Raw genomic sequence first — 19,461 nt, 5'->3', positions numbered from 1 at the left:
ACCTCAAAGTGGTCGGAGTAGTTGTTGTTAATGAAATTAAATGTTGCCGTTTTAGTATTGATCTTGTTTTCGTCAGTAACGAAAGCGTGCGATCTCTATTCAAACTCATTTTTAGAAGAAGGCACCAGCAGTTCTGTAATGTTTCAAGCATCGGGTATCTGTTTTTCGATGCTGGACGGTATCGACTATGGCTCGGCTCAACTCTCGGCTCTCGGTTTGACGGATGATAATAAATCCACAAATTCTTTATATTGGTCTGACTGGGTTTTAAAAACTGACGATGATCCAATTTTCACTCAAAAGTTAGCGACAAGCTACATCGGTTTTGGGGTGTGGATGCCTCAAGAGCTGCATGAAGAAAAGAGTAAAATGTCTACCGAAGAATGGCTAATGAGCCATGGTATTCAAATAAGCTTTGGGTTTGGTGAAAAGAAAATTGGCGAGCCTCGCATGCGTATTGATTATCGCTGGCATGAAGATTACGATCTCGACGTAATGATGCAAATTGAAGTTCCTTTCTAGTTGTTTAATACTTTTCTTATCATTTGTTAATACTCGCCCCATATACCCAAACCACTTGAAGCTGCAGGGATGCGGCAAATGAGTTCATTCTAATTTGTTTAAATACTCAATCATTTCTCTACGCTATTTCTGATCACTCCCTTATCCGCTACCACCTTATTGAATCGATTTTTCTCCGCTAGTGATGGTCTCTGCCTGAGAAATGGAGAGAAATCCGAATACTCTCACTTCATAGTATTCCTTTTAATTGAAATATATTTACACATCTAAATAAATTCGTTCTGTCATTTTTGTTCGTCATGTTATTTAACTTATTTTAAAACAGTAAGTTATTTTTTCTTTGGTCATTTTTATGAATTTTATAGTTGAATTTATCGTTAGTGTTGTTAAGGTATAAAGAAAATTCATTAGAGTTCTAACTATTTATGTGGCGAGCAATGATTACAGCAGCACCTTGGGTCGCATACCCTGAAATTATGCACATGAAGGATGATAGATGGACATTCCGTACACCAAACCAAGCTGATGGACAAAAAGTTCATGATTTGGTTGCGCTGTCTCCTCCACTCGATGAAAACTCGGCCTATTGCAATTTTTTACAGGCGATTCATTTTCAAGATACATGCATTGTTGCTGAACGAGATGGTGAAGTGGTCGGTTTTATTTCTGCGTATTTAAAACCCGATAACTTACATGAACTGTTTGTTTGGCAAGTTGCGGTACACCCAGATGCACGTGGCCTTGGCCTTGCCTTTCAAATGCTCAATGAACTCTTAGAGAGGGATGCGCTGCAGGATGTGAGCACATTGGAGACGACAATCACACGAGATAATCAGGGATCATGGAGTTTATTTAAGAAGCTTGATAAAGCGCATGGTCAGCATGGTGAAGTTTCAACATTCCTCGACCAGACTCGACACTTTAATGGCCAACATGCGACTGAATACCTTTACCGAATTCCGCTAAAACAACACTCTAAAAACGAAGGATAATTTCAAACGTTATGGATATTTTTAAAAAGAAAGAATCAAACGTTCAATCTTATGCTAACCACTTTCCTGTGGTTTTCTCTACCGCGAAAGGCAGTTGGTTATACACCGAAGAGGGAGAACAATACCTAGATTTCTTAGCTGGAGCGGGTTCACTGAACTATGGACATAATAATGCGATCTTAAAACAGGCGTTATTAGATTACATTGATAAAGATGGTATTACCCACGGTCTAGACATGCACTCATCAGCGAAAGCCGATTTTCTGAAGGCGCTACAAGCCCGTATTTTGATGCCAAGAGATTTAAATTACAAAGTCCAGTTTACAGGGCCAACGGGTACTAATGCAGTTGAAGCGGCATTGAAACTCGCACGTAAGGTAACGAAAAGAACCAATGTGGTGGCGTTCACTAATGGATTCCATGGTTGCTCATACGGAGCACTTGCTGCTACAGGTAACCAGCATCATCGAGGTGGCGCTGGTATCAGTCTAGGAGGAATAACTCGTATTCCTTACGATGGCTATGCCGATATCGATGGTCTAACACTGTTTGAATGCATGCTGGGCGATAACTCTTCTGGTCTTGATAAACCAGCAGCAGTTTTGTTGGAAGTTGTGCAGGGTGAAGGTGGACTTAATGTCGCATCAGACCAGTGGTTACAACGTTTAAGCCAGATCTGTAAACAATACGATATCTTACTGATCGTTGACGATATTCAAGCGGGTTGTGGTCGAACAGGGACTTTCTTTAGCTTTGAACCTTCAGGTATCAAACCCGATATTGTTACGCTATCAAAGTCGATTGGTGGTTATGGATTACCGATGGCTATCGTCTTATTTAGTCCTGAATTAGATGAATGGAAACCAGGAGAGCATAACGGTACTTTTCGAGGTAATAACCATGCTTTTGTCACCGCAGCGAAAGCGTTAGAGGTTTACTGGTCAAACGATGATCTTTCAAATCATATCCAGCAGCGAGCGCTGCAGGTTACTCGATGTATTCAAATGACGTTACGCCGAGAGCCAACGCTATTTAACCGCCAAAAAGGCCGAGGGTTAATGCAAGGAATTGAATGTTGTAGTGGTGAACTCGCAAGCAAAATTACCGCGCGTTGTTTTGAACTTGGCCTAGTGATTGAAACCGCAGGACCGGAAGATGAAGTGATTAAATTCTTCTGTCCACTGACCATTAGTGAAGCTGAATTAGAGCAGGGTTTGGATATTTTTGAACAAGCGGTAGAAGATATTGCCGCTCAATTGATTAAAAAAGCATCATAAGGATAAACGATGATTGTAAGAACATTAGATGAATGCCGCCAAAGTGAACGCCGTGTTGTTGCACCGACGTGGGAAAGCGTTCGCATGCTTTTGAAAGATGACAATATGGGATTCTCATTCCATATCACTACCATCTTTAAAGATAGCGAAACCCACATTCATTACCGAAACCATTTGGAATCTGTGTTTTGTATATCTGGTGAGGGTGAAATCGAAGTCGTTGATGGTGAAACGTATCCGATTCAGCCTGGGACTTTGTATATTTTAGATAAACACGATGAGCACTATTTAAGGGCTTATAAAGACGAAAACATGGTCATGGCTTGTGTTTTCAACCCACCGATTACAGGTGCTGAAGTTCATGACGAAAATGGTGTGTACCCCATCGTAGAATAGGGTTTTCTGAACACAATTCGTCGTCAATCTATTTCATGAATTATTGATTTATAAAGTGTATTTAATAACCAAAGGAGATCTCATGTCTTACACCGTAGAGAAAATCGGTGGAACTTCGATGAGCGCGTTTGACGCTGTTCTGGACAATATTTTATTACGACCTAATGACCCCTATCAGCGAGTGTTTGTGGTGTCGGCATATGCCACCATCACCGATGCATTATTAGAGTGTAAGCGAACGGGTAAACCGGGAATTTATCAAATGATCGCTAAGCATGATGCGCAATGGAAAGATGCCATACATCAACTTGAGCAACGAATGTTACTGATCAACGACAATCTGTTTGCTGATCCGATTAGCCGTATTCGCGCTGATAAGTTCATTCGATCGCGCATTGCAGAAGCTGTAAATTGTATCACTAATATTTTGGAAACATGTCAGTACGGGCAGTTTTCTCTGCGTCATTATTTACCGCAAATACGAGAATTTTTATCTTCGATAGGAGAAGCACACAGTGCTTACAATACGAGTCTGAAGCTAAAAACTCTTGGGGTAAATGCCCGATTTGTAGACCTGTCAGGTTGGAATAGTGGACAAGCGGGAACTTTGGATGAAGTGATTCTTATGGCTTTTTCGGACATTGATGTGAGCACCGAACTGCCAATTGTGACTGGTTATGCGTATTGCGATGAAGGACTAATGAAAACCTATGATCGTGGCTACAGTGAAATGACATTTAGCCGTATTGCAGCACTGACTGAAGCAACCCAAGCGATCATTCATAAAGAATACCACTTGAGTTCTGCTGATCCCCGTGTTGTCGGTCCTGAAAAAGTGAGCCCGATGGGACTGACTAACTTTGATGTTGCAGACCAACTGGCTAACCTTGGCATGGAAGCCATTCATCCGAATGCGGCTGCGGGTTTGCGTAAAAAAGGTATTGAGTTGCGCATCAAGAATACCTTCGAACCTGAACATGAAGGGACTTTAATTACCAATGCTCACCAACCCGTCGACAATAAAGTAGAAATTATTGCAGGTCGCAATAAAGTATTCGCTTTACACATCTTTGATCAGAGTATGGTTGGAAAGATTGACAATGCGAGCTATGAATTAATGGAAGTTATTGCAGATGCTAAGGTGTATTTAGTTGGGAAAGAGATGAATGCCAATTCGATGACCTACTATCTGAGCGGTAATAGTGAAAATTTGAATCACGTGTTATACAAGGTAGAAAAGAGTTACCCAAATGCATCGGTATCAGGAAAAATGGTGGCACTGATTTCTGCCATTGGTGCTTCTATTAATGCCAATGCTGCATTAAGCCAAGGTATGCAAGCTCTAACCAAAGCGGATGTTAATCCTATTGCCGCGCACTCTTCGATGCGTAACGTTAATGCGCAATTTGTAGTAGAAGATCAAGATTACAACAGTGCAATTTGTGCGCTGCATCAGATGTTGATTGTTAATAAAGTAGAAGCAGTATCGTCAGAAAATAAAGCGGCAGCTTAAGCTTAAGTATCAACTCATTTGTTTGAATAAAAGCAGGCTGTTCATTATACCCTTCCTACTTGAAGCTGCAGCGGTGTTGGCTACATTCGCTCACCCCAATCACATAGTTTATCTATGCTCATGGGGATGAACTTACTTGCCGCCTACCTGCAACTTCAAATGGTTTGGGTATAGAACAACCTGTTTTTTATCTACAACATCACTAAACTAGCAGTGCCTAAAAAAGCGAAAAAGCCGACGACGTCTGTTACCGTAGTCAAAATTACAGATCCTGCAAGCGCTGGGTCCAGTTTGAATTTATCTAAAGTAATCGGGATTAAAACACCAAACATTGCCGCTGTTATAATGTTCACAACGATAGCGAGGGAAATGGTTGCGCCGATCATGGTGGATTGAAACCACAGGCCAGCTAACGCGCCGATGATTAATGCCCATAGCAATCCATTAATAGAACCAATACCAATTTCGTTTTTGAGTAGAGCGAAACGGTTACCCGGCGTAATTTGGTTTAATGCCATGGCGCGAACCATTAAGGTTAAGGTTTGACTGCCCGCAATGCCACCCATGGAAGCAACGATTGGCATAAGTACCGCTAAGGCCACGACTTGCGAAATCACATCCTCAAATAAACCGATGGTGATTGAAGCCAGAATTGCCGTTAATAAGTTGATACCTAACCAAAGGCCGCGCTTTTTCGAACTTTTTATTATGGGGGCGAATAGGTCATCGCCTTCGTCCATACCCGTGCCCGCCATTAAGCGCGCTTCATAAATTTCTCGTTGAGTACTGAGAGCAAATTGCCAGTCAATTTCGCCAACTAAAGTATCCGTTTCATCAATCACAGCAACCGTTGGCAACTGAGCGTGCTCTAAAGCTTCGACGGCTTCAGATAAGGATTGATGGGCATTAAGGGTAAATATTTCCTCTTGCTTTAAGTTTTTGAGTAACGTTTTTCCATCGGCCAGTAAAATATCGGTGTAGGTAACAATGCCGCGGAATTTTTTGGCTTTGTTAATCAAATAAATGTGCTGAGGAGAATCATTGTGGTATTTTTCGAGTAGTATTTTTGCTTTATCTACGCTGATACTGAAAGGTAAAGTGTAGACCTTACGGTCTGCCCAGTGACCGATTTCATCATCCTCATAGGCGCTTGCTTGGTCGTACAGTTCCAGTTCATCGCGGCTAATTAATCGAAGTGCTTCACTGATAATCTCGTCAGGCAAAGAGTCTGCCCATTCGATGAGGGATAAGTTATCGAGTTTGGCTAACGTCAGTTTGAGTTCGACTTCAGATAACGCATCAATAATTGAGAAACGTACATCAGCACGCATTTCCGTTAATACATCAATGTGCATTTCTAGCGGAAGGCTGCGCCATAACCGGACACGTTGCTCAACAGGAAACGCTTCTAAAATGATCGCTATTGAACCTTCATCAAGGCCGTTTTCAACATACTCGCCAAGCAAGTCGATCTGTTGTTCGTCATCCGCTTTTGAAATGGCTTCAATCTGAAATGATAAATCTTGGTATTCGTTCAACGCGTTACTCCAGTTGGAAGTTGTCGTTTCTCTTTTTTCTTCACGGCTTTTTCGGGGGCCGTATTCAGAACAATGACAGGACGAATGATAAATAAATTATTGGGGTAGAGTATCTTATTGCCATCGATATTCTCTAAAACCACATTCAGTAAATTCATATCGACAATTTTGCCTTCAATCATATTTGCTCCGTCGACCACTCGTACCCACAGGCCAATTCGGCAGTTATTTTGTACAAATAAGATGAGGAAAGAGGTCACATTACTGAGCAAAGACCAAGCCGCAAATAGACCGACTCCGAGTAAAGCAAATAAGGATGAACCTACGACAAGCAGACCTCGTAGTTCAACTCCCCACATCATTAAAATAGTAAGCATCAGTAGTGTAAACAGCATCGATTTAACCAACCAACGAGCTCGTTTTAAACGATGAATATCCGCTTTACCGATCACCATGTTTTCAAAAAATCGCAAACAATATTTGGCAAGTGTTGGGTAACAGATTAGCACGATAGCGGTGATGAACCATTGGTAATGCAGTTGAAATAAGTTTAAGTAATCCATGGTTAGTTATGCTTTGAAATTTGCTTCAAAAATAGCTGAAATTCAATGAATTACAACCTCTAATTATGGAAAGTTGTTTAATTAGAGCGGTGTTGCGAAAAAAGTCGACAACGCTTTGTTTTTATAATTAATTAAGGCTAAAGCGGATCGTTAGCTTCTAAGATGGGAAGCAACGCTGATGTTTCAATTTCTGGGTTTTTCATCATGCTTGAGATACGCTGCAAAGATGACAGAATCAGCGTTTGTTCCCAAGAACTTAAGGCTTGAAATTGGTCGATGAAATTGTCTTGTAGCAGGGTAGGTGCATTTAGCAGCAGTTGGTTACCTTCTGTTGTCAGTAGCGCATGCACTTTACGTTTATCTTGTTGGTCTCGCTGACGTGTAATTAAGCCGCGTTTTTCCAGTCGGTCAAGAATACTGGTTGCGGTTGCTTGGCTCATGTTGGTGTTATTGGACAATTGCCTGATGGTCACGTTCTCGGAACTTTTAATTTCTCTCATTAATAATAGTTGCGGACTGGTTAGTCCGAAATCTTTATTGATTTTTTTTGAGTGGAGATCGGTTGCTCGAATAATCTGGCGTATGGCGATGAGTACTTCTTCATGAATATTCACACTTTCCTCCGTGAAAATGAGTTGGGCTGCTCAAGGTTATGAGCAGCCACCATTCGACTATTTGGCCGCTTGTTTAGCCGCATTAATCCAGGAATCAAACAACTGTTGATGTGCTTTAATCCAACCATTGGCATGGGATTCAATATCTTTGGCTGAGTTTTTCCCTTTACTCATGATCATATTTTGAGCGCTGACGTCATTGATATCTAACTTTATGATTTCAAAAAGTTTGGCAGCAGCAGGGTTTTGTTGAGCAAACTTTTTGTTGGCCACAATGCGCATGCTGTTCATTTCGAAGCCAAAGTTTTTACCGTTTGCTAGCGTGGTATCAATATTTTTACGTTCACCGGGTAGAGCAGAAAACGGTACTTCAAGCCATACCACGTCTTTACCCGGAACTAAAACACCACTGACCCAATAAGGTGTCCATGTGTAGTAAAGAATGGGATCGCCTTTTTTATAGCGTGAAATAGTATCGGCTATAATGGCGGCGTAATTTCCTTGGTTATGAGTGACCGTAGGACGTAGACCGAATGCAGTCAGTTGCTCTTCAATCACTAATTCACAACCCCAACCAGGGTTACAGCCAGTTAAATCGGCTTTGCCATCATCGTTGGCATCAAAGAGTTTAGCTATTTTGGGATCTTTCAATTGCGCAATATTGGTGATGCCATACTGTTCAGCGGTTTTTTTATCTATCAAATATCCTTGCGCAGCGCCTGAAATATATTGACCTTTGCGGTAGAATTTTGCATCGCCGCCGGACATTAAATATTTTTCAGCATGAAGTGGGAACCAACCTACGGTTAGATAGGTTGCATCACCTTCCGCAATTGAAGTGTAAGCAACGTTATAATCGACCTCTTTGGTCTCTTTGACGTCATAGCCTAAAGCTTCCATTGCTTTGTTGACAATTAGAGTCTGAAACGTCTCTTCGGCAACGGTTGATTGTACTGGTTGAACACTGATGCCTTCTCCTGGCAATTTTTCAGCCCACACGCTGCTTGATAGTGCTGTTGAAGCGATGATGCTAGTGGTGATTAACGTCTTCCATGCGTAACTCATTTCTGTTCTCCTAGGTTGTTGATACTTTGCTGGTGAGTCATTTTCTGTTTGATGAGGTAAAAAATGGATACGGGACCGGTTTGGTACCAACGCGTTTTCTTATCTCGATTTTCTGTCCCTATATGCTGGGTGAGGCGGTCTAATAAAATCGCCAGTATTACAATGCCTAAGCCACCGACAGCAGCAAGCCCCATATCTAAGCGACCAATACCACGCAGTACCATTTGCCCTAAACCACCGACAGCAATCATTGAAGCAATCACTACCATCGATAGCGAAAGCATCAAGGTTTGGTTGACGCCAGCCATAATGGTTGGCATGGCAAGAGGTAACTGTATGCGGTAAAGCATCTGTTTTGGACTAGCACCAAAAGCGTGCCCCGCTTCGATTAGTTCTTCTGGCACTTGCTGAATGCCTAATATGGTCAAGCGAACAATTGGTGGCAGCGCAAAAATAATGGTGACAACAACACCGGGTACATTACCAATACCGAACAGCATAACGATCGGTACCAAGTACACGAAAGCGGGTGTGGTTTGCATGGCATCTAATATTGGCCTAATGAATTTGCCAGCGGTCTGATTTCTAGCAAGCCATATCCCCAGAGGTAGCCCTATGAGTAGGCAGAAGAATACCGAGGTCATAACCAGAGCAAGTGTCACCATCGCTTCTGACCAAGCGCCAATTAAACCGATAGTTATTAATGACGCTAGTGAGGCGATTCCCATTCTTGGGCCTGCAAGTTGCCAAGCAATGAGGAATAGGATCAGCAGCATAAATGGAGCTGGTGTTGAAACAAGCGTAGTTTCAAAAGAAGTTAATATGAAATCGATGGGTACTCGGATCGCTTGAAATAATGGGCGGCCGTGCTGTACCAACCAATTCAGTCCCGTTTCTACCCAGTTATCAAAAGGAATCACCGCGTCTTGGAAGGGGTGAAGCCAATCGAAAGGTACGGGAGCGTCTGTAGTGCTACTTAACCAGTCACCACCAGTTGGCGTTGCGGTAGCCGTTGACCATGGGTCACTACTGGCGGGAGTTGGCGCAGTAGAAGCCCATGGATCAAGAGCTTCGGCGGCTTGCGTTGTATTTTCGGTAGTCATGACTATTCCCTGTCTAAAGTCTGTAATAAGCGTGATTTGGTGATGACGCCATAATAGTGTCCCTGCTTATCGACAACAGGCACGGCGTATGGCACTTCAGCGACTTGGCTAATCAATTCACCGACCAATAATTCAGGGTCAATAGTGATCGTGTCGGAAAGCAGTGCGGAGCTTAAAGATGCTTGCTGTTTGAGTGCTTGTTTTAAAGAGTCGAGAGAGACAATACCCGAGTATTTATTACTACGGTCGACAACAATGCCGTAGTCTCTATCGTTATCCATCAATAACTGCATTGCGGCGGCAGGACCATCGTTGTCATGTTTCTTGAACACGGCCGCTGGATTTTTACGAGCGATATCCTTAGCGGAAAAAACACTGGCGACATTGACACCACGGAAGAACGAACTCACATAATCATTTGCTGGGTGGTGCAATATCTCATCGGGCGTGCCAGTTTGTACAACAACGCCGTCTTGCATGATGGCGATTCGGTCACCAATGCGCATTGCCTCATCAAGATCATGAGAAATAAATACAATGGTGCGTTTGTCGTCGTTTTGCAGACGAATTAACTCATCTTGCATTTCTGTTCTAATCAATGGGTCAAGTGCCGAGAACGCTTCGTCCATTAACAATATATCAGGGTCGTTAGTGAGAGCTCGAGCAAGTCCGACCCGCTGCTTCATCCCGCCTGATAGCTCATCGGGATACGAATCACAATATGCCTCCAAGCCAACGCGAGCTAGCGCTTCTTTAGCACTCTTATTGCGTTCAGGTGCAGCAATACCCGCTAGTTCTAAACCAAAAGAAGCGTTTTCAAGCACTGTCATATGCGGCATGAGCGCAAAGTTTTGAAAAACCATGGAGATATTTTTTCGTCTGACTTCGCGTAGTTCCTGTTCTGAAATATGAGCAATGTCTTTGCCTTTGAGTAAGACATTACCTTGAGTTGGCTCTATGAGTCGGTTCAATAGTCGAACCAAAGTTGATTTACCTGAGCCAGATAAACCCATAATGACAAATATTTCTCCTTCATTGATCGAAAGTGATACGTCTTTAACGCCAACAGTCAGTCCTGTTTTTTCGAAAATTTGGTCTTTGTCGAGTCCTTGAGCCAAAAGAGGAAAGGCTTGTTGTGGCGTTTCCCCAAATACCTTGTAGAGGTTTTTCACTTCTAACATGGGTGACATGATTTACATCCTTTGTTTTCGTCGTTGCTATTTAATAGCAGATAGCAATTATGTATAGTACACTAAACATTAGTTAAGGTTATTTCAAGGTTGTTATTGCCACTTTGTTTGATGCTGTATGGTTATTCTTTTTATTTATCATGGTTTTTATGCGAGTAATTAATTGAAAATAATTTGAATTGAAATGTTTTGATGACGAATTAAGTGTTGTTTGGCCGTGTTTAATAAAATAGATTTTCAGTAGTGTTGATACTGGAAAATTGTTTGTATTCAGAACATTTTCTGTGTTGAAGAAAGAAATGGACTAGAAAGGAAGTGCGTTGTGTCTCGATTGTTAGTAGTTATTTTTACATTGATGTTGGTTGTATCAACACCGCTTAAAGCGGAAGAGGCTTATTCAGAATCGCCGATTCTCGATAGGCCCCTAGTCGAGCGTTATATCTTGGATGAACTAAAATCATTACGACAAGAGCAGCAAGATCTTGAGCGGCGGATGACTATCCAAATTACAGACCGCGAGCTATCCGTCGCCGATAAATCACTCAACTATTCCAATGTGACAGTGACATACTTTTTCTATGTTATTGCGGGTGTAGCATCGCTAGTGGCATTGATAGGCTGGCAGTCGCTAAAGGAGTTAAAACACAATACGCGCGATTTAGCCGATAAGCGCTTAAACAAGATAGCTCAAGAGTATGAAAAGAAATTCCTCGCGCTGGAAAGGGATCTAAAGCGGAAAACGCGCATTATCACAGAAAATAACCGCGAAATAGAAATTATTAACGAAATCCATAACTTATGGCTGCGTGCTCAGAGTATGCAAACCCCCGAACAACGAATTGAAGTGTATGATGAAATTTTAAAAATACGCCCAGGAGATTTAGAAGCATTGACATACAAAGCCGATGCAGCGATGGAAATTCGTGAGTACTACTGGGCATTGAGTCTATCTAACCGAGTATTAGAACTTGATGATAGAAATGCTCCGGCTTTGTACCAACGAGCTTGTGCTTATGCTCGTATCGGTGCTGAAGAGCAAGCGATTGAAGATCTGCAGCGCGCGACGGAGATCAGTGCATCGTTGCGCGAAATGATCGCAGAAGAAGCGGATTTAGAAGGCCTACATGGTAACCCGAAATTTGACGAATTGATCGTTGGTGGAGCGTAGTTTTACATTAATTTTCAGTGGTTTTTCTGATCGGTCTTGCAACAACTAAACGTAATCTTAACGATAAATTATTATCATTAGACACATACCTACTTTTCTACGTTAATGCGCCTGACACACAAAGTGTCAGGTCGTGATTTCAGCATTTCTGATTCACGTTTTACTCTCTGCCCATGTGAGATTAGATGTGGAACAACCATCAAAATTAGATCGCGTTCGCGCTGACTACAATGTTCATTATTGGAGCCAAGGCTTCTACGGTATTGATAACCAGGGTGAGGTGTATGTATCCCCTCGTCATGATAAGGCACATCAATTGCCTTTGAGTTCGATCGTTAAGCAGCTTGAAGCTCGTGATCTAAATTTGCCTGTGCTTGTGCGTTTCCCTCAGATCCTTCATCAACGTGTACACAATATTTGTGATGCTTTCAATCAGGCGATTGAAGAATACCAGTACCCGAATAACTATTTGTTGGTTTACCCAATTAAAGTGAATCAACAAAAAGAAGTGGTTGATGAAATTCTAGCCAGCCAAGCTCAGTTAGAAACTAAGCAGCTTGGCCTTGAAGCTGGTAGTAAGCCTGAATTATTGGCGGTATTGGCATTAGCTCAACAAGCCAGCTCGGTGATTGTGTGCAATGGTTATAAAGACAGGGAATATATTCGCCTAGCTTTGATTGGTGAGAAACTAGGGCACAAAGTCTTCATCGTTTTAGAAAAATTGTCTGAACTGGATCTCGTGTTGAAAGAAGCCAAAAGCTTGGGCGTGAAACCACGATTAGGTTTACGCATTCGCTTAGCATCTCAAGGTGCGGGTAAATGGCAAGCTAGCGGCGGTGAAAAATCAAAATTTGGTTTATCAGCTTCACAAGTGCTGACTGTGATTGATCGCTTAAAAACAGAAGATCAACTCGAAGCGCTGCAGTTAGTTCACTTCCATCTAGGTTCACAAATGGCCAACATTCGTGATGTGCGTAATGGTGTGAATGAAGCGGCCCGTTTTTACTGTGAACTACGCGATATTGGCGCGAAGATCGACTTCTTCGATGTCGGTGGTGGCTTAGCGGTCGATTATGATGGTACTCGCAGCCAGTCATCTAACTCGATGAACTATGGGTTAGTGGAGTATGCGCGCAATATTGTCAGCACCGTCGGTGATGTTTGTCAGTTATATAACCAACCGATGCCAGTGATTATTTCAGAGTCGGGACGTTCTATTACTGCGCATCATGCCGTGTTGATCACCAATGTTATTGGTACAGAAGCTTACTATCCAGAAGAAATCCCTGTGATTGAACACGATTCCCCAGTGTTACTACAAAACATGTGGCGTAACTGGGAAAATTTACGTGAAGGTTCTGATGCTCGTGCGTTGATTGAAATTTATAACGATACACAAAGTGATCTATCTGAAGCGCATAGTCAATTCTCAACTGGTGTGATTAACCTTCAACATCGCGCTTGGGCAGAGCAGTTATCACTGCGTATTTATCACGAATTGACATTGCAGATGAGCACCAAAAATCGCTTCCATCGCCCAATTTTGGACGAACTGAATGAGCGTTTAGCCGACAAGTTTTTTGTGAACTTCTCACTATTCCAGTCGTTACCAGATGCTTGGGGAATTGATCAAGTGTTCCCTGTACTACCATTGTCTGGCTTAGAAAATGTAGAAGATCGCCGGGCGGTGATGTTGGACATTACCTGTGACTCAGATGGCGCTATTGAACAGTATGTAGAAGGACAAGGTATTGAAACGACATTGCCAGTTCCTGCCTGGAATGCAGACCAGCCGTATTTAATGGGGTTCTTCTTAGTGGGTGCTTATCAAGAAATATTGGGTGATATGCACAATTTATTTGGTGATACTCACAGCGTTGTGGTCAATATGACGGATAATGGAGAAGCAGAGATACTGTCCATTAACGAAGGCGATAGCGTTGAAGACATGATGCGTTATGTACACATCGATGTTGATAAGATCCGTACCAATTATCGTGAGTTAGTTAGCCAACGTGTTGCCGCTGATGAACAAGAAAAAGTATTGCTAGAGCTAGAGCAAGGCTTGAGCGGTTACACTTATTTAGAGGATTTTTAAATGAATGATTTGTTTACAAAAACTGATTATTCGCTGTATTCCAATGCGATGACTTTTGTTCGCCGTCCATATGTAAAGAACCCAGTTAGCGCAGATGCTGATGTTGTGGTTTTAGGTGTGCCATTGGATATGGCGACGTCGGGACGTCCTGGTGCTCGTATGGGGCCTGATGCGATACGCCGTGCATCGGTTAACTTAGCGTGGGAAGGTAAAAAATTCCCGTGGGATTTTAACCTTTTCAATGACACTAAAGTGATTGATGCGGGTGATTTGGTGTTTGATTGTGGTGATGCAGAAGATTTCACGTATCGATTAGAAGCGGCAACTGGCGAAATTTTGAAAAGCGGTAAAACCATGCTAGCACTAGGTGGCGATCACTTTATCACTCTGCCGATCTTGCGAGCTTATGCAAAATATCATGGTGAAATGGCGTTGATCCATTTTGATGCTCACACCGATACCTATGCCAATGGTAGCGCTTATGATCATGGCACTATGTTTTATCATGCTCCGAAGGAAGGGTTGATCTCGGCCAAGCATTCGATTCAGATCGGTATTCGTACGGAATACAAACAAGAAGGCCACGGCTTTAATGTGATTAATGCGATGCAAGCGAATGATCTCTCCGTCGATGAGATAGTCGCTCAGATTCGCGCAATAATTGGTGACAAACCGGTTTACCTGACGTTTGATATCGATTGTCTTGATCCTGCCTTTGCACCTGGGACCGGAACTCCGGTTTGTGGCGGCTTAAACTCAGACAAAGTCCTCAAAATTATCCGTGGATTAGCAGGGATAAATCTTGTCGGTATGGATGTTGTAGAAGTTTCCCCACCTTATGACCAAAGCGAAGTGACAGCTCTGGCTGGCGCGACTATCGCTTTAGAACTGCTTTACGTTTGGGCTACTTCAAAAGCAAAAGCCTAAATATAAGGTTATATATGATTAGGCGTGTAGTCTTTTTCTTCACTGCGCGCCGTTCTTTTATTCAAAACTTATAAATAAAACTTCTTTTATAAATCATAGTGTTGTTCTTAACTGTCAACGCGTATGAACATCATCAGATAATAAATCATTGTGACACCACTTGCATAATTACTTTTCTTGTACCAACTTAATCAGGTTGGCTAGGTGTCTCTATGGTCTTTCATTCATATTAATAATATGACCAAGTTTCACCTTATTTTTATACACTGTAGCACGGTGAGGGTGAATCATGGCTTTAGGTTTTAAAACTAGAATATACGTGAGTGTTGCGATTTTGATTGCAACATCCTTAATTATTTTGGGTTCGATTAATATGTTGTCGCTGAGAGATAAAATGATCACCTCTCTCACCACTGAAACTCAGAACAAGCTCAATTATCATGTCTCTGAATTAGAGTCTTGGGTGAAAAATCGTTACCAAGCGGTCATGCAAGGGTCTAAGCACTTCAGCACGGATTTATCCGATCAAGAAAATGTAAAGTTGGTTCGCCTGTTGGCGGAAAGTGCACAGATTTCTAATGTGGTTATGGCCTATGACGATGGACGCTCATACATGTCGTTCGGTAGCGATGATGGTGTGTGGACTGGTAAGCAAGACTTCAAATCCCGCAGTTGGTATCAGCAAGCAAAAACGTCTCAGTCTGCATTCTTAACCGACATTTATGAAGATCAAGTCACCGGTAGTCGTGTAGTCAGTGCTGTGACGCCTGTTTACGCCCAAAGTCGCTTTATCGGTGTACTGCTAGGTGATATTCAACTTGGTGAGGTCATCGAGCAAGTGAGTAACATACGGTTTGCTGGTGGCGCTGCCACCTTAACTGATAAACATGCGGTATTTTTCGCTAGTGATGACCCAAGTGATATTGGACGTACACCATCCCAAGTCAGTTCTAACTTCAGCGAAATGGAGAGCCTGTTTAGTAAACAGGACTCAGGAAACTTGTCATTCCCTTATCTTGGTATTGAGTTTGATGGTTATTTCAAGCGCGTAAACTTAACGGACAATATGTATTGGACAATGATGGTGTTCGTCGATAAAAACACCGCTTTATCCGAAGTTTATGAGGCGCAAAAGAGTGCTATCTACACCAGTATTATGTTGTTGGTTGTGAGCGTTGCTGCCATCTTTTTTATCCTGAATCAGATCTATAAACCTTTGCTACGTTTGAAAAAAGCAGTACTCGCTCTTTCACAAGGTTCTGGGGATTTAACTCGACGTCTGGATGTGCATGGTGAAGATGATTTGGCTCAGATCAGCCAAGGGTTTAACTTGTTCTCTGAAAACTTACAAAAAATGATGCTGCAAATCGCCGATGCCAGTCGCAATATTTCCTCCAATATTGAACAGTTAGGACAAACCGCTAAAGAAAATGAGCATATGCTGCTTTCGCATTCTTCTGAGACAGAGCAGGTTGTGACTGCTATTACCGAAATGAGCGAGAGCGCCAGGACGGTGGCTGAAAGTGTCACTCAATCGACTAACATCACTGACTCTGCTAGCAAAGAAGCGAAACAGTCGATCATTATTGTCAACAATGCTGTTGATACGGTTAGCTCGTTGGTCAGTGATGTAGATCAAATGTCTGAACGTATTGCGAATATGAATAAAGACGCGATTAAGATCAGTGAAGTACTGACGGTCATTGGTGCTATTTCCGAGCAAACAAACTTGCTGGCCTTGAATGCTGCGATAGAGGCTGCGCGCGCAGGTGAACAGGGAAGGGGCTTTGCGGTGGTGGCCGATGAGGTGCGAGCTTTGGCGGCGAGGACGCAAAATAGCACGACAGAGATCTCGGACATGTTAGCCAAGCTACTTGAAGGCACGGACAGTGTGGTTGCTGCTATGAACAAAACCAAAATGCAGTGCCAAACTACCGCCGACAAAACATCTGAAGTTTCAGGCAGTCTGAACATGATGGGTAACTCAGTAACTGAAATCGATGATTTAAGTACTCAAATTGCAGCGGCAACCGAACAGCAGAGTACGGTTGCAGAAGAACTGAGTCGAAATATGCTCGCTATCAGAGATATCGTTGAATCATTGGTGGTGAGTGGTCGACAAACGGTCAGTGCTACAGAATCGTTATCTTCATCCAATCATGAACTTGATCGTTTAGTTGCTAATTTCAAACTGAAGTAGGGCAAGCGTGGCGATTCGTGCTTATCACGAATAACTCTGGAGAAATGCGATGAAAACGGCGTCCAAGCATTTATTGTTAAAAAAACAAGCAATAGATCGTATTGGGTTAGATGAAAAAGCGAATCAAGTGACATCTACCTTTAATCTGAAATTTGAAAAAATGCGGGCGCAGTTTTTTGCCAGAGATCCTAAATTATGGCCGCTGTATCGAATTCACGATATTGCTGACTGGCTCGACGGGCGCCGCTTAAATCATCGCCCAGCAGCGATTTCGTCTTCTCTACAACAACAGTTACTAAACATAAATCATATTCCTAATGATTCGCGTGATGTCATGCACCCGTTCGATAGTCTGGCACTTTATGCAGCCAAACATTCGAAAAATTGGGATGATCCGCGTTCGGTTGAGAATGTGATTTCAACCCCTTGTGACCCTGCGATTCACGGTGCACTACTTGCGACCATTGCCAATCCTAACTTAGTGTATAGCGAGTATGCAGGCGATGCCGCAGAGCTTGAGAAATTGGTGGTTAGACAAATTGCTAACTTAGTTGGTTACAACGTTGAGCAATCCAGTGGTTTGTTTACTCAAGGGGGAACATTTTGCAACTTGTATGGCTATTTATTGGGGATCCGTAAAGCGTTGTGTCATTCGGCGATGCATGGGCTGGCTGAAGAAGAGTACCGTATCTTTAATTCTGAAGCGGGTCATTATTCCAACATGACTAACTTATCCTTACTTGGTCTAGATATTAAAGGAAAAGTGATACGAATTAAGGTCAATGATAATAATCAAATGGATATTACAGAGCTAGAGCAGCAGTTGACCTGGTGTTTTAAGCACAATATTCCAGTTCCTGCCATTATGCTCACCTTTGGCACTACAGATACTTTCGCTATTGATGATATTGAACGGGTATACAATATTAGAGAGAAGTTGTGTAAAGAATATTCGGTTGCTACGAAACCCCATTTGCATGTTGATGCGGCGGTAGGTTGGAGCTTGTTATTTTTCAAAAATTACGATGTCGAACGCAATCCATTGGCGATAAATGCAGCGACACTAAACGGGATCGTCTCGCTACTGCCATATATTAATAGCCTAAAATTAGCGGATTCATTTACCGTTGATTTTCAAAAATGGGGGTATGTGCCCTATACCTCGAGTTTACTGATGGTGAAAAATAAGCAAGATCTTGCGGCGTTAAAAACCGATCCAAGCTATTACTCATATTTTGAACATACACAAAGGGAAGAGACACACTTGCAGTCGACGATTGAATGTTCACGTAGTGCAGTTGGCGTTTTTTCTGCGTATTCTGCCCTGCAATATTTAGGCGTTGAAGGCTATCAAACTGCTATTGCGAATACCTTGCAAAATGCCAATTTTTTACGCTGCCAACTTGTAAAATTGCCTCATTGTTGGGTAGCAGCACTGGCAAATCAGGGCCCAAGCGTGGTGTTCCGTCTTTATGAGCCGCAAAAAGTAACTTGCCCAGAAAAGATGTTTGAACAGGAAATGGCATCTGGTGGCAAAAATGGAACGATTGATTCAATGATTGAAAATACGCTATATCACCGACAACAATTTTTACAGCGTAAAGGTATGCACTTAAACACCAACTGGGTTGGCTCTATTGCGCGCACTCGCTATGACTTGCAAGGCCATTGTTTACATATCCCTGGAGAAAAAGCGGTATTGATGAATCCTAATACAACTCGTGCGCGCATTGAACGTTTCGTTCGCAGTCTGGATCCAGATTAGGTTTGACTAGGCGTGCAGCCCCCACGGTTTGCAAAACCTATAAAAAGAGAGATATGCATTCCAAATGGTTAGAACCTTATATTGCAATCGGTGATTATTACGTTGGTCTGACATTATGCTGGTCCGTTTTTGCCATTTTCAGCAGGGTCAGAATAGCGATAGAAGAGGTAAATGGTGGAGTTTAACCAAGAAGATAGAAACGCGTTGTACGATGCCTGGATGTCGCAAAAAGCGAAAATGCACTTAACACAAATGGAAGTTTCGAAAAGGTTAGGTATTAGCCAAGTTGAGCTTTCTAATTTATTACGTGGTAATGCACCGTTATCGATGAGCTTTATTAATCAGTTTTGTCAGCATTTGCATATTGAGCCACGAAATGTGTTGCCATCGCTGAAGTTGAATTCAAACATCGGTGAAAGGACGATTAGTTTACAAAATCGAGTCAGTGTCGATGGTGAAATTCAACGTGTTTATATCGAGGGAAACCAAGTTATTATCGATTATGTACATCACATCCACTAGATAAATCA

The 19,461-nt window shown here is 42.4% G+C and carries 17 protein-coding genes; 11 read left to right on the top strand and 6 right to left on the bottom strand.

All coding sequences use genetic code 11. From position 1 onward, the window contains the following. The first annotated feature begins 30 nt into the window (after positions 1-30). The 5 genes from HGG78_RS07815 (at position 31) to HGG78_RS07795 (ending at position 4,700) form a co-directional block, all read left to right on the top strand. Positions 31-522: a hypothetical protein gene (locus HGG78_RS07815; protein WP_172532537.1), complete on the top strand. Its 492-nt coding sequence runs from the start codon at positions 31-33 to the stop codon at positions 520-522. A gap of 425 nt (positions 523-947) precedes the next feature. After that, a complete protein-coding gene (gene ectA / locus HGG78_RS07810) occupies positions 948-1,514 on the top strand; it encodes a diaminobutyrate acetyltransferase (protein WP_172532536.1) in 567 nt (188 codons plus the stop codon). An 11-nt stretch (positions 1,515-1,525) separates the two neighbouring features. Continuing rightward, positions 1,526-2,791 carry a diaminobutyrate--2-oxoglutarate transaminase gene (ectB, locus tag HGG78_RS07805; RefSeq protein ID WP_053311065.1) on the top strand — a complete coding sequence of 422 codons (1,266 nt, stop codon included), beginning with the start codon at positions 1,526-1,528 and terminating at the stop codon, positions 2,789-2,791. Positions 2,792-2,800: 9 nt separating this feature from the next. Beyond that, on the top strand, positions 2,801-3,187 hold the full coding sequence (locus HGG78_RS07800) for an ectoine synthase (RefSeq protein WP_172532535.1): 387 nt from the start codon (positions 2,801-2,803) through the stop codon (positions 3,185-3,187). Positions 3,188-3,269: 82 nt separating this feature from the next. Then, entirely contained in the window at positions 3,270-4,700 is a 1,431-nt protein-coding gene (locus HGG78_RS07795; protein WP_172532534.1) for an aspartate kinase, read from the top strand. A gap of 191 nt (positions 4,701-4,891) precedes the next feature. On the opposite strand, the gene HGG78_RS07790 is transcribed toward HGG78_RS07795, so the two are convergent. The 6 genes from HGG78_RS07790 to proV form a co-directional block, all read right to left on the bottom strand. Further along, positions 4,892-6,238, bottom strand: coding sequence for a magnesium transporter (locus HGG78_RS07790; protein ID WP_172532533.1), 1,347 nt, complete (start codon positions 6,236-6,238; stop codon positions 4,892-4,894). Further along, positions 6,235-6,801 (bottom strand): mechanosensitive ion channel domain-containing protein, encoded by a 567-nt coding sequence (locus tag HGG78_RS07785; RefSeq protein WP_172532532.1) that lies wholly within the window; start codon positions 6,799-6,801, stop codon positions 6,235-6,237. Before HGG78_RS07785 ends, HGG78_RS07790 begins: the two co-directional genes overlap by 4 nt. Before the next feature lie 137 nt (positions 6,802-6,938). Further along, positions 6,939-7,415 (bottom strand): MarR family winged helix-turn-helix transcriptional regulator, encoded by a 477-nt coding sequence (locus HGG78_RS07780; protein WP_172532531.1) that lies wholly within the window; start codon positions 7,413-7,415, stop codon positions 6,939-6,941. 57 nt (positions 7,416-7,472) lie between these two features. After that, on the bottom strand, positions 7,473-8,480 hold the full coding sequence (gene proX / locus HGG78_RS07775) for a glycine betaine/L-proline ABC transporter substrate-binding protein ProX (RefSeq protein WP_172532530.1): 1,008 nt from the start codon (positions 8,478-8,480) through the stop codon (positions 7,473-7,475). Then, complete coding sequence (gene proW / locus HGG78_RS07770) at positions 8,477-9,583, bottom strand: glycine betaine/L-proline ABC transporter permease ProW (protein WP_172532529.1); 1,107 nt, start codon at positions 9,581-9,583, stop codon at positions 8,477-8,479. Before proW ends, proX begins: the two co-directional genes overlap by 4 nt. Positions 9,584-9,585: 2 nt before the next feature. After that, positions 9,586-10,773, bottom strand: a complete 1,188-nt coding sequence (proV, locus tag HGG78_RS07765) for a glycine betaine/L-proline ABC transporter ATP-binding protein ProV (protein WP_172532528.1) — start codon at positions 10,771-10,773, stop codon at positions 9,586-9,588. Positions 10,774-11,128: 355 nt separating this feature from the next. On the opposite strand from proV, the gene HGG78_RS07760 reads away from it, so the two are divergent. The 6 genes from HGG78_RS07760 to HGG78_RS07735 all read left to right on the top strand — a co-directional run bounded on the left by HGG78_RS07760 (position 11,129) and on the right by HGG78_RS07735 (position 19,453). Next, positions 11,129-11,941, top strand: coding sequence for a TPR end-of-group domain-containing protein (locus HGG78_RS07760; protein WP_172532569.1), 813 nt, complete (start codon positions 11,129-11,131; stop codon positions 11,939-11,941). Positions 11,942-12,128: 187 nt separating this feature from the next. Continuing rightward, positions 12,129-14,039 (top strand): arginine decarboxylase, encoded by a 1,911-nt coding sequence (gene speA, locus HGG78_RS07755; protein ID WP_172532527.1) that lies wholly within the window; start codon positions 12,129-12,131, stop codon positions 14,037-14,039. Then, positions 14,040-14,966 carry an agmatinase gene (speB, locus tag HGG78_RS07750; RefSeq protein WP_172532526.1) on the top strand — a complete coding sequence of 309 codons (927 nt, stop codon included), beginning with the start codon at positions 14,040-14,042 and terminating at the stop codon, positions 14,964-14,966. It abuts the gene before it with no gap. Positions 14,967-15,255: 289 nt separating this feature from the next. Continuing rightward, complete coding sequence (locus HGG78_RS07745) at positions 15,256-17,166, top strand: methyl-accepting chemotaxis protein (RefSeq protein WP_171980762.1); 1,911 nt, start codon at positions 15,256-15,258, stop codon at positions 17,164-17,166. A gap of 49 nt (positions 17,167-17,215) precedes the next feature. After that, positions 17,216-18,931, top strand: coding sequence for a pyridoxal phosphate-dependent decarboxylase family protein (locus HGG78_RS07740; RefSeq protein ID WP_172532525.1), 1,716 nt, complete (start codon positions 17,216-17,218; stop codon positions 18,929-18,931). A 174-nt stretch (positions 18,932-19,105) separates the two neighbouring features. Then, on the top strand, positions 19,106-19,453 hold the full coding sequence (locus HGG78_RS07735; RefSeq protein WP_172532568.1) for a helix-turn-helix domain-containing protein: 348 nt from the start codon (positions 19,106-19,108) through the stop codon (positions 19,451-19,453). Positions 19,454-19,461: the final 8 nt, after the last annotated feature.

Source organism: Vibrio aestuarianus, from assembly GCF_012395185.1.
Taxonomy (GTDB): Bacteria; Pseudomonadota; Gammaproteobacteria; order Enterobacterales; family Vibrionaceae; genus Vibrio; species Vibrio aestuarianus.
The sequence above is the reverse complement of the archived record's forward strand: the minus strand, read 5'-3'. Positions and strand labels throughout refer to the sequence as shown.